Here is an 11,383-nt window from a genome sequence, read left to right as displayed (position 1 = left end):
AAAAATTGGTAAACATATTTTTTGTAAATAGGTAGGTGATATAAAAATGTTTCGTTGGATACTTATTGTTGTATTATCCCTAGGAATTATTGGAAAGGTGCCGCCGCGCCGGCGTTCCGCCGCCAGGGGGCGGACGGGTCTGTGAGTAGGCCGGCCACGACGCCTCACCGCATCCCCTGGACACCGCGCCGCATCTGATTAACCGTCAGGCAACTTCGGCGGGCACCCGCGGGTCCTTGGAAGTGCGCTGCCGGGGCCGTACCCTCGGGGTCGCACGCGCGTCACGACCCGCTCGGACCCGCACCCGGACCAGGGTCGCCCCCCAGTCGGGACCGGGTCGCACTCCACCTTCAGGAGGTGGAGCCAGCCCCACCCCTACAACCTGAGGGGGACTCCGCTTCGGGACCTGCGGCCGATCCGCGCGGGGGGCCCCGCTCCTAGCGTGGAGCCATGACCACACCCGTCTGCACCAGCGCCTCGGCCTCCGCCGCACCCGGGCGGCAGACCCGCCCGCACCCCCGGCACCGCCCGAACGGGGCGACCCCCGCCTATCCGTCGTTCGCGTCCTACGTGCGGGCCCGCCAGCCGGTCCTGCTGCGCACCGCCCGCTCGCTGACCGCGAACCCGTGCGACGCCGAGGACCTGCTCCAGACCGCGCTCGCCAAGACCTACATGGCGTGGGAGCGGATCGAGGACCAGCGGGCGCTCGACGGTTATGTGCGCAGGGCGCTGCTGAACACGCGGACCTCGCAGTGGCGCAAGCGCAGAGTGGACGAGTTCGCCTGCGACGAGCTGCCCGAGCCGGAGCCCGTGCCGGGCGTCGACGACCCGGCCGAGCGGCAGGCGCTGCGTGACGCCATGTGGCGGGCCGTCCTGCGGCTGCCGGCGCGGCAGCGGGCGATGGTCGTCCTGCGCTACTACGAGGACCTCAGCGAGGCCCAGACCGCCGAGGTGCTCGGGGTTTCGGTGGGCACGGTGAAGTCGGCGGTGTCGCGGGCCCTCGGCAAGCTGCGCGAGGACCCCGAGCTCGAGCTGGCGCGCTAGGGGGTGTCTCACCGATCATCCGGGGCTCCCGGCGTCTGGCACCGCGCCGCGCCGCGTTGTCGGCACCCCCTGGGACACAATTTCTCTCCCCCTAGTGACATACCACGCGGTATGTGCGCAGAATCTGCGCAGCCCTTACTACCGCGTAGGCAATGTCGCCCGGGAGGACGCCGTGCTGAGCACGATGCAGGACGTACCGCTGCTGATCTCCAGGATCCTGACTCACGGGTCGACGGTCCACGGCTCGTCGCGGGTGACCACCTGGACAGGGGAGGCCGAGCCGCACCGGCGTACCTTCGCCGAGATCGGTACCCGCAGCGCCCAGCTGGCGCACGCGCTGCGGGACGAGCTGGGGGTGGCCGCCGACGACCGGGTGGCCACGCTGATGTGGAACAACGCCGAGCACGTCGAGGCGTACTTCGCGATCCCCTCCATGGGCGCGGTGCTGCACACGCTCAACCTGCGGCTGCCCGCCGAGCAGCTGGTGTGGATCGTCAACCACGCGGCCGACAAGGTCGTCCTCGTCAACGGCTCCCTCGTCCCCCTGCTCGCACCGCTGCTGCCCCAGCTGCCGACGGTGGAGCACGTCGTCGTCACCGGTCCCGGCGACCGCACGCCGCTCGCCGCCGCGGGCGTACGGGTGCACGAGTACGAGGAGCTGCTCGCGGGCCGCCCCACCGCCTACGACTGGCCCGAGCTGGACGAACGCCAGGCCGCCGCCATGTGCTACACCTCCGGCACCACCGGCGACCCCAAGGGCGTGGTCTACAGCCACCGCTCCATCTACCTGCACTCGATGCAGGTGAACATGACCCAGTCGATGGGTCTGACCGACGAGGACACCTCGCTGGTCGTGGTGCCGCAGTTCCACGTCAACGCCTGGGGCCTGCCGCACGCCACCTTCATGACCGGCGTCAACATGCTGATGCCGGACCGCTTCCTCCAGCCCGCGCCGCTCGCCGAGATGATCGAGCGCGAACGGCCCTCCCACGCGGCGGCCGTCCCCACCATCTGGCAGGGCCTGCTCGGCGAACTGACCGCCCGCCCCCGGGACGTGTCCTTCCTCGGCCAGGTCACGATCGGCGGCGCGGCCTGTCCGCCGTCGCTGATGGCGGCCTTCGACCGGCTCGGCATGCGCGTCAGGCACGCCTGGGGAATGACGGAGACGTCCCCGCTGGGCACGGTGTCCCGCCCGCCGGCCCATGCGATCGGCACCGACGAGGAGTTCGCCTACCGCATCACCCAGGGCCGCTTCCCGACGAGCGTCGAGGGCCGGCTGACCGGCCCGGGCGGGGAACGGCTGCCCTGGGACGGCGAATCGGCGGGTGAGCTGGAGGTGCGCGGCCCCTGGATCGCGGGCGCCTACTACAACGGCCCGAACGCCGAGCCGCTGCGCCCCGCCGACAAGTTCAGCGAGGACGGCTGGCTGAAGACGGGCGACGTCGGCACCATCTCCCCGGACGGCTTCCTCACCCTCACCGACCGCGCCAAGGACGTCATCAAGTCCGGCGGCGAGTGGATCTCCTCGGTGGAGCTGGAGAACGCGCTGATGGCCCACCCGGACGTCGCCGAGGCCGCCGTGGTCGCCGTCCCCGACGACAAGTGGGGCGAGCGCCCGCTGGCCACGGTCGTCCTCCGGCCGGGCGCGACCGCCGACTTCGAGACCCTGCGCACCTTCCTCGCCGAGGAGGGCAGCATCGCCAAGTGGCAGCTGCCCGAGCGCTGGACGGTGGTCGAGTCGGTGCCGAAGACCAGCGTGGGCAAGTTCGACAAGAAGGTACTGCGCCGGCAGTACGCCGACGGGGAACTGAAGGTCACCAGCCTCTGACCCGGACGGCCTGCCCGGCCGCCCCTGCGCACCGCCGTACGGGTCCCGGCCGGGCGGCCGTACTCACCGTTGGTCCGCCCCGGCCGGGCGGCCGTCCCCGCCGTCGAGCGGGGCCGGTCGTGCGGTCGTCTCACCGTCGGGCCTGGGCCGGCCGTGCCGTCATCGTCACCGTCGGTCCGAGGACCGGTCGGGTGGCCGTACTCGCCGTCGGCCGGGGCCGGCCGTACTCACCGCCGTCCGGCCCGCGCCGCCGTCGCGCCCCAGCCGAGTGCCAGCCACGCGCCCGCCACCGCGCACACCCCGCCCCAGCCCCAGTGGCCGAAGGCGGGGCCCGCGGCCAGCGAGGCGAGGGCACCGCCGGCGAAGCCGGAGACGACGTAGGCCGTGTTGGCGGTGGCCGGCGTGGAGGTCGTGGTCAGGGCCAGCGTCTGGTTGGCGACATGGGAGGCGACCAGGGCCGCGTGGATCGCGACGGCGGCGGCGAACAGGGCCGGCAGCCGCTGCCCGCCGAGCCAGAACAGCGGTACGGCGACGGCGGCCAGCACATAGGCGGTGCCGACGACCCGGGCGGCCCCGAACCGGTCCACCAGACCGCCGGCCAGCGGCGCCACCGCGCTGGCGGTCAGGCCGAAGAGACCGAAGAGCCCGGCGGTCGCGGTGGACAGGCCGTACGCGGGCCCGGTCAGCAGCAGCGCCAGCGAGGTCCACAGGGCACTCCAGGCGCCGAACATCCCCGCCTGCCGCAGGCACGCCCGCCGCAGCTCGGGCGAGCGGCGCAGTACCCCCGGCAGCTCGGCCAGGCCCGAGAACAGCCCGCCCTGCCGTACGCGCCGCTCGGCCGGCAGGGCCGCGGCGGTGGCCAGCCCCAGGGCGAGGGTCAGGACGGCGGAGCCGCCGAACACCCAGCGCCAGCCGAGGGCCTGCCCGGTCAGACCACCGAGGACGCGGGCCGCGACGATGCCGGTGAACAGCCCGGCGATGACGGCCGCGACGTGCCGCGCGCGCCGGTCGGCCGGAGCGCGCGCGGCCACCAGCGGCACGAGCAGCTGCGGTATGACGGTCGCCGCGGCGGCGACGAACACGGCGGCGGCCAGCGCCGCGGAGCCCGGGGCCACGGCCGCGACGAGCAGCGCGAGCGTGGTGGCCACGGAGAGGCCGGCGACGAGCCGGCGGCGGTCGACGCGGTCGCCGAGCGGCGCGAAGAAGAGCAGGCCGGCGGCGTAGCCGAGCTGGGCGACCGAGGCGATCCAGGCGACGGCCGACGGGACGGTGCCGAAGTCGTCGGCGATCAGCGGGAGCAGCGGGGCCGCGAGGTAGATGTTGGCCGCCGTGACGGCGGTGCAGACGGCGATGAGCAGCAGGAAGAGGGAGCCGGAGGCGGAGCGCTCGCGGGCGGGGAGCCGGGTCACGCGTGCCTGGCGGGTGGTGGTGGCTGACGGCATGAGCGGGAGTACTCCTTAGAGCCGACTCACACAACCAACTGGTTGGTTGGATTACTCCAACAGCGTGCCCGGCCCTCTCATTCCCGTCAACCAAACAGTTGGTTACCTGATGGTCGCGTCCTACCCTGTCCGCATGGCAGCAGTGAGGGACCCCGAGGCCACCAAGGCCCGCATCTTCGAGGCGGCGGTCGGCGAGTTCGCCCGGCACGGCATCGCCGGCGCCCGCATCGACCGCATCGCCTCCGACGCCAAGGCCAACAAGCAGCTGATCTACGCCTACTTCGGCAACAAGGCGGAGCTCTTCACCCAGGTCCTCGGCACCTGCATGGTCGACCTCGCGGCGGCGGTCCCCGTCGACCCCGACGACATCGACGGCTGGGTCGACCGCCTCCTCGACTACCACGCCACCCACCCCGAGCTGCTGCGCCTGCTCTTCTGGGAGGGCATCGAGTACGGCAGCGCCGAACTGCCCGACGAGGCGGCCCGCCAGGACCACTACGCCCGCAAGGTCACCGCGATCGAGGACGGCCAGGCCCGGGGCGTCATCACGGACGCCATCCCGGCCGGTGACCTGCTGATCCTGCTCACCGCACTGACCAACTGGATGACCGTGGTCCCGCAGATGCGGCGCATCCTCGCCGGCCCCGAGGACAGCGACCGCGACCGCCTGCGGGCCTCCATCAAGGAGGCGGCCCGCAGACTGTTCGCCCGCTGACCAGGGCCGGGCCTGGTTGCTGACCGGGGCCGGGCCCAGCTGCTGACCAGGGCCGGGCCCAGCTGCTGACCAGGGCCGGGCCCAGCTGCTGACCAGGGCCGGGCCTAGTTGGTCCCGATCCGGGCCAGCAGATCCACGATCCTGCTCTGCACCTCGGTGCTCGTCGACCGCTCGGCGAGGAACAGCACCGTCTCGCCCGAGGCCAGCCGGGGCAGGTCGGCCTGGTCGACGGCGGCGGTGTAGACGACCAGCGGGGTCCGGTTGAGCTGCCCGTTCGCGCGCAGCCAGTCCACGATCCCGGCCCGCCGGCGGTGCACCTGCATCAGGTCCATCACCACGAGGTTCGGCCGGAACTGTCCCGCCAGCGTCACCGCGTCGGTGTCGTTCGCGGCCCGCGCCACCTGCATCCCGCGCCGCTCCAGTGTCGCGGTCAGCGCCAGCGCTATCTCCGCGTGCTCCTCGATCAGCAGCACGCGCGGCGGATGCTGCTCGCTGTCCCGGGGGGCCAGCGCCTTCAGCAGGACGGCGGGGTCGGCGCCGTACGCCGCCTCCCGCGTCGCCTGCCCGAGCCCGGCCGTGACCAGCACCGGGACCTCGGCCGCGACCGCCGCCTGGCGCAGCGACTGGAGCGCCGTGCGGGTGATGGGCCCGGTCAGCGGGTCCACGAACAGCGCGGCGGGGAAGGCCGCGATCTGCGCGTCGACCTCCTCGCGCGAGTGCACGATGACCGGCCGGTAACCGCGGTCGCTGAGCGCCTGCTGCGTCGTCACGTCCGGCGCGGGCCACACCAGCAGCCGGCGCGGGTTGTCCAGCGGCTCCGGGGGCAGCTCGTCGTCCAGCGGCTGGGGACGCGGGGTGTCGGACACCTCCACGGCTCCGCCGGGACCGTCCAGCGGCTCCGGCCCCTCGGCGGCGTCGGGCTCCGGCGCGCCTATGGCGTACGACCGCCCGGCCCCCTCGGTGCCCGGGGCGAGCCGGGACTGCCCGGCGAGCGAGGGCTGCGGCACGGGTGCCGGTCCGCCCGGGGCGGACTGCGCCGCGGGCGGCTGCCCGGCGGGCGACGGCTGCGCGGGCGCCGCTTCGGCCGACGGGTGCGGCCGGGCCGCCTGATCCGGGCGCGCCGCCGGGTCGGGCGGCGTGCCGAGCTTGCGGCGCCTGCCCGAACCGCCCGGCGCGTGCGGCGGCGGAGTCGTCATCGGCTGCTGCACCTGGGCGGCCTGCCGGGCGAACGGCACACCCTGCCCGAGCGTGCGCACGCTGATCGCCCGCCCCTGAGTCGAGTCCGGGTCGACCGGCGCACCGCCCGCCGCCTCGGCGGGCAACGGCTGCGCGAGCCGCGCCGAACGCCCCGGCTGCCCCGGCTGCACCGGCTGCGTGCCGACGGGAGCGGCGGCGAGCGGGGTGCCGCCCGCCGGGGTGCCGGCGCCGCCCGCAGGGTTGCCGCCCGCAGGGTTGCCGGCCGCCGGAGCGGGCGTTCCCGTGCCCGTGGTGCCAGCGGCACCCGGCCATTGCTGGGGAACGCCGGCCGGGGGCGTCTGCCCGTTCTCCGCGGGCAACGGCAGCCCGCCCGGGGGCACCGGAGTGCCGGCGGGCGGAGTGCCCGGCTGGGCGCCCGGCACCGGTACGGCCTGTCCGGGGGTTCCGTGGGCGGGGGTGTGCTGTCCGGCGGCGCCCTGCGCGGGTACGGCCGGGGACTGCGGGACCTGTGCGCCCGGCACGGGCTGCGCCGGGGCCCCCGGGGCGGGAGCGGACGGGGCGGCGGGATCCGCCGGTACGGCAACCGGAGGCATGCCGGCCGACTGTCCCGCGGGCGGCACGGGACCGGCCTGTGCGGGGATCCCCTGCCCGTGGGTGCCGTGGGTGCCGTGGGTGCCGGGGGTGCCGGGGGTGCCGGGGGTGCCGGGGGTTCCGTGGGCGGGGGTGTGCTGCCCGGCGGTGCCCTGCGCCGGGATGCCGTGCGCCGGGGTTGTCTGGCCGGGAACCGGCGGTACGGCCGCGGTCTGCGGGTGTTGGCCCGGAGCGGCCGGCACCGTACCGGGCGGGGTCTGCCCGGGTACGGCCCCCGGCACCACGCCCGCCTGGGCGCCCTCGGCCGGCTGGGCCACGGCCCGGCGGCGCCGGCCGGTCGGGGCGCTGGTGGGGTGCGGCTGCGGCGGGGTGTGGTCCTCGGCCTGGTCGAGCGGTACGGCGTCGTGGCGGCCGTCGTCACCGGCGGGGCCGGCGACGCCGGGGCCGCCGACGACACCGGGGGCCACCGCGACGCCCGGGGTGTTCGCGACACCGGAGGCCGCCGCGGCCTGCGGGGTCCCCGCGACACCCGGGGTGCCCGCGGCCTGCGTGCCTACCGGGACCGCCGGGCCGATCGGGCCGCCCGGAACCGCCCCGACCCCTGGCACGGACATCGGCATCTGGGCGGGTACCTGCACCTGCCCGGGCAGCGGAAGGGCACCGGCCTGCGGACCACTCGGCTGCGGACCACTCGCCTGCGGACCACCGGCCTGCACACCGCCGCCGGCGTGCGGACCGCCCTCGGCGGGGCCGGCCGCGCTCGGAGCGGGCGGGGCAGAGGCGCCGGGAGCGACGGGGTGGGCGGGGGCGGGGGTGCCGCCCGGCGGGACGGGTGCGGCGGAGTTCGGGCCCACGGCATGCGGCGGCACCGCGACACCGGCGTCCGCACCCGTGGGCACACCCGTGCCCGGGGCCACGGGCATGCCGGTGCCGGTGCCGGTGCCGGGGGCTGCGGGCATCGCCGTACCCGGAGGGGAGACCGCGGGCACGGCCGTGCCGGCGCCCGGAACCCCGGGGACGGCGGTACCGGCGCCGGGAGGCACCGGCACCCCGGCGGCGGAGCCCGGAGACACGGGCGCTCCGGCCGTACCGGCGTTCGGCGGTGCGGGTACGGCGCTACCGGCGCCCGGAGTCACCGGGATGGCCCCACCGGCGCTCGGGTCCGTGGCCTGAGCCGGAGCGGCCCCACCGGTGCTCGGATCCGTGGGCTGGGCCGGGGTGCCGCCCAGCGGGACTCCGGCCGCCGGGTCGGCGGTCTGCGGGGACCGGTCGGCCTCGGCCGGCGGCAGGGCGAAGACCGTGCGGGCACCGCCCGCCTCCTGCGCCGCGGCCCGCTCCGCCGCGGCGGCCAGCGCCCGTCGGCGCCGCCCGGACGGCTGCGCGCCCTCGGCCGGGACCGCCTCGCCACCTTGGGCCGGCACCACCGGGGCTCCCGGAGCCCCTGGACCCGCCTGAGCGGCCTCGGCGCCCGGAAGCGGAACGGCCTGCGGGGCCGGCCCCGGCGTGCTGCCGGCCGCCGGAAGCGCCGGCGGCAGGGCGGCCTGAGGAGTGCCGGGGTCACGGCGGGCGCGCCGCCCCATGGGCGCGGGGACGCCCTGCGGCGGCACGGTGCCACCCAGCCCCGTACCCGAGGCGGCTGCCCCCGTGCCCTGCTCGGCCGCGGTCACCACGGCGCCCTCGGCCACGTCCTCGCCCGTGCCCGCACCGGAGCCCGTGCCCTGGGCGGCGCCGCTCTCGGCGGGGCGCCCGCGGCGCCTCCCGGTGCCGCCGGACGCGGACTCCGCGCCCTCGGCCGGAACCGCGGCAGGCTGCTCGGCGGGCGCTGCGGCCCGCCGCCGGCGCCGCCCGGTCGGCACGGGCGCCTCCGCCTCACCGGCGTCGGCCGCGCCGGCCACGTCACTGTCCAGGAAGGCGTCCGTGGAGGCCCGCCGGGCCCGCCGCCGACCGCCGGCACCCTGTTCGGCCGTACCGGTGTCGTCCACGGGGACCTCACCGGGGGCCGGGAGCCGACCGGCGAGCGGGGCGTCCGAACCCTCGCCGGCACCCACGGCACCCACCGCGCCCACGGCACCCACCGCGCCCGCGGCACCCGCGGCACCCACGGCACCCACGGCACCCGCGGTGACCGCTCCCGCACCGCCGCCGAGCGGTACCTCGAGGACGTACGCGCTGCCGCTCATGCCCGGCACCTCGTGCGTCTGGAGCACGCCTCCGTGGGCGCGCACGATGCCGCGCACGATCGGCTCGTGCACCGGGTCCCCGCCGGCGTACGGCCCGCGTACCTCGATCCGGGCGACCTCACCGCGCTGGGCGGCGGCGACCACGACGGTGTTGTCCAGGTAACCGCCCGCGGAGACGGGCGTGTTGCCGGTGGCGTCGACCCCGGCGACGTCCGCCACGAGGTGCGCGAGCGCGGTGGCGAGCCGCTGCGGGTCGACCTCGGCCTCGATGGGCGGCGCGTGGACGGCGAACTGCACCCGCCCCGGCCCGATCAGCTCGACGGCCCCGTCCACCCCGGCGGCGACGACGGCGTCGAGCATCACCTTCGTCCGGGTGATGTCGTCGGTGCCGGTGTCCAGCCGCTGGTAGCCGAGGACGTTGTCGATGAGGGTGGTGATCCGCGAGTACCCGGCGGACAGGTGGTGCAGAACCTGGTTGGCCTCGGGCCACAGCTGTCCGGCGTCGTCGGCGGCCAGCGTGGACAGCTCGCGCCGCAGCTCGTCCAGCGGACCGCGCAGCGACTGCCCGAGCAGGGTGAGCAGCTGCTCGTGCCGTCCGGCGAGGGCCTCGTACCGGTCCTTCTCCCGCTCGGCCAGCGCCGCGTACCGCTCCTCGCCGGCCGCCAGCTCCTCCGCCTGTTTCTCGCGCAGCTCCTCCAGCTCGGTGACGTGCTGCTGGCGCAGTGCGGTCAGATCGGAGGCGTGTTCCTCGGAGAGCCGCTCCAGCTCCTCGGCGTGCGCCTTCTCCAGCGCCTCCTTCTCCTCCACCAGGGCGTCGAACGGCCGGCGGTCGGTGAAGGTCATCACGGCGCCGACGAGCTGGTCCCCGTCCCGCACCGGAGCGGTGGTCAGATCGACCGGAACCTTCCGGTCGCCCTTGGACCACAGCACCTGCCCGCGCACCCGGTGCTTGCGCCCGGAGCGGAGGGTGTCGGCGAGCGGCGACTCCTCGTACGGGAACGGCGAACCGTCGGCTCGCGAGTGCAGCACCAGGGTGTGCAGCTCCTTGCCGCCCAGTTCACCGGCGCGGTAGCCCAGTATCTGGGCGGCGGCCGGGTTGACGAGCACGATCCGCCCGTCGGTGTCGGTGCCCACGACACCTTCCGCCGCGGCCCGCAGGATCATCTCGGTCTGCCGCTGCGACCGGGCCAGCTCCGCCTCGGTGTCGACGGTCCCGGACAGGTCCCGGACCACGATCATCAGCAGCTCGTCGCCGGTGTAGCCGTAACCGTCGTACGCCTGCTGCCCGTTCTCCAGGTTCGCGCTGGTGACCTCGACCGGGAACTCGCTGCCGTCGGTCCGCCGCGCGACCATCCGGGTCGGTTTGGTCCGCCCGGTGGGATCCATGTGATCGGGGCGCCGCATGGACCCGGGGATCAGCCGGGAGTCGAATTCGGGCAGCAGGTCGAGCAGGCCACGGCCCACGAGCGCGGTACCGGGCGCCTCGAAGGCCTCGAGCGCGATGGTGTTGGCGTTGACGACGGTTCCGTTGGCGTTGACCAGGACCAACGCGTCAGGCAGCGCGTCGAGTATGGCTGCGAGGCGAGCAGCGCCTCGGGATGGCCTGCTGCTCACGAGACGCCTTCCTCCCTGTTACCGCACCTTGCCGACCGCTCGGGCCATCTTGCCAACCGGCCCGCGACGTGTCACGCGAGGGAGTCTAAGGGCACGGCTCGCGCTCGCGGCGCCGGATGAGGGGGAGGTCCCACGAGGAAGTGACGGCGAGCGCATCACCATATGGTCCGGCTACCCGATACCTTCTCCGGACCTTTACGGAACCGCTGCTTCCGCCCAGCACCCCGATCACCCCGCCCTACGGGCCGGCCACCCCGTCCCGAGCGGACGCGCCCATGTCCGGCAGAAGGGGCACCATCCGGTCCCACCGCCCGGTCTCGCACCCGTCGCCGCGGCTGTACGAGGCGTCGACCGGGCGTCCGGCCCAGGTGCCGGTGACATGGGCGGTGGCCGGGCCGCCGTAGAGCATGGTGCAGGTGGTGCCGGATGCCACGGGCGCGAAGGGGTCACGCCCCCACCGCGTGCCGCGGTCCAGCACCCGGCAGGCCCCGGCGAGGTCCGGGTGACGGCCGGCGGCGGGGTGGCATGACACCTCGTACGTGCCGTCCCGCCCGGCTCCGGCGTGCCGGACCACGACGGTGAGGTGATCACCCCGGTCCTCGGGCCGGACGGGCGGCGGCATGGCGCCGGCCGCGGCGGCGGGTACGGCGGTGAGCGGGACGAGGGAAGCGGCGGTGGCGAGGGACGCCATGAGGAGGCGCCACCCGGTGACCGGCAGGAGAGAGTCCATGCCCTGTCCAACGCGGAAGCCCCCGAGACGTTGCGCGCCCCG

The 11,383-nt window shown here is 75.5% G+C and carries 6 protein-coding genes; 3 read left to right on the top strand and 3 right to left on the bottom strand.

The window, feature by feature from the left end; all coding sequences use genetic code 11:
- Positions 1-450: 450 nt before the first annotated feature.
- On the top strand, positions 451-1,044 hold the full coding sequence (locus tag ABZ576_RS29690; protein WP_360747430.1) for a SigE family RNA polymerase sigma factor: 594 nt from the start codon (positions 451-453) through the stop codon (positions 1,042-1,044).
- 172 nt (positions 1,045-1,216) lie between these two features.
- Entirely contained in the window at positions 1,217-2,872 is a 1,656-nt protein-coding gene (locus tag ABZ576_RS29685; protein ID WP_360747427.1) for a long-chain fatty acid--CoA ligase, read from the top strand.
- A 227-nt stretch (positions 2,873-3,099) separates the two neighbouring features.
- Here the strand turns inward: ABZ576_RS29685 and ABZ576_RS29680 are convergent, their stop codons facing one another.
- Positions 3,100-4,314 (bottom strand): MFS transporter, encoded by a 1,215-nt coding sequence (locus tag ABZ576_RS29680; RefSeq protein WP_360747424.1) that lies wholly within the window; start codon positions 4,312-4,314, stop codon positions 3,100-3,102.
- A gap of 133 nt (positions 4,315-4,447) precedes the next feature.
- On the opposite strand from ABZ576_RS29680, the gene ABZ576_RS29675 reads away from it, so the two are divergent.
- Complete coding sequence (locus ABZ576_RS29675) at positions 4,448-5,029, top strand: TetR family transcriptional regulator (protein WP_360747421.1); 582 nt, start codon at positions 4,448-4,450, stop codon at positions 5,027-5,029.
- 104 nt (positions 5,030-5,133) lie between these two features.
- Here ABZ576_RS29675 and ABZ576_RS29670 read toward each other — a convergent pair whose 3' ends face one another.
- Positions 5,134-10,611, bottom strand: coding sequence for a PAS domain-containing protein (locus ABZ576_RS29670; RefSeq protein ID WP_360747418.1), 5,478 nt, complete (start codon positions 10,609-10,611; stop codon positions 5,134-5,136).
- Positions 10,612-10,849: 238 nt separating this feature from the next.
- Entirely contained in the window at positions 10,850-11,341 is a 492-nt protein-coding gene (locus ABZ576_RS29665) for an SSI family serine proteinase inhibitor (protein WP_360747415.1), read from the bottom strand.
- Positions 11,342-11,383 lie beyond the last annotated feature (42 nt).

The sequence above is a fragment of the Streptomyces sp. NPDC013455 genome, from assembly GCF_040632975.1.
Taxonomy (GTDB): domain Bacteria; phylum Actinomycetota; class Actinomycetes; order Streptomycetales; family Streptomycetaceae; genus Streptomyces.
The sequence above is the reverse complement of the archived record's forward strand: the minus strand, read 5'-3'. Positions and strand labels throughout refer to the sequence as shown.

What these genes read in the sequence shown, in the direction of transcription:
- ABZ576_RS29675 (WP_360747421.1), top strand. Translation starts at nt 4,448, where the DNA reads ATGGCAGCAGTGAGGGACCCCGAGGCCACCAAGGCCCGCATCTTCGAG.
- ABZ576_RS29690 (WP_360747430.1), top strand. Translation starts at nt 451, where the DNA reads ATGACCACACCCGTCTGCACCAGCGCCTCGGCCTCCGCCGCACCCGGG.
- ABZ576_RS29680 (WP_360747424.1), bottom strand. Translation starts at nt 4,314, where the DNA reads ATGCCGTCAGCCACCACCACCCGCCAGGCACGCGTGACCCGGCTCCCC.
- ABZ576_RS29665 (WP_360747415.1), bottom strand. Translation starts at nt 11,341, where the DNA reads ATGGACTCTCTCCTGCCGGTCACCGGGTGGCGCCTCCTCATGGCGTCC.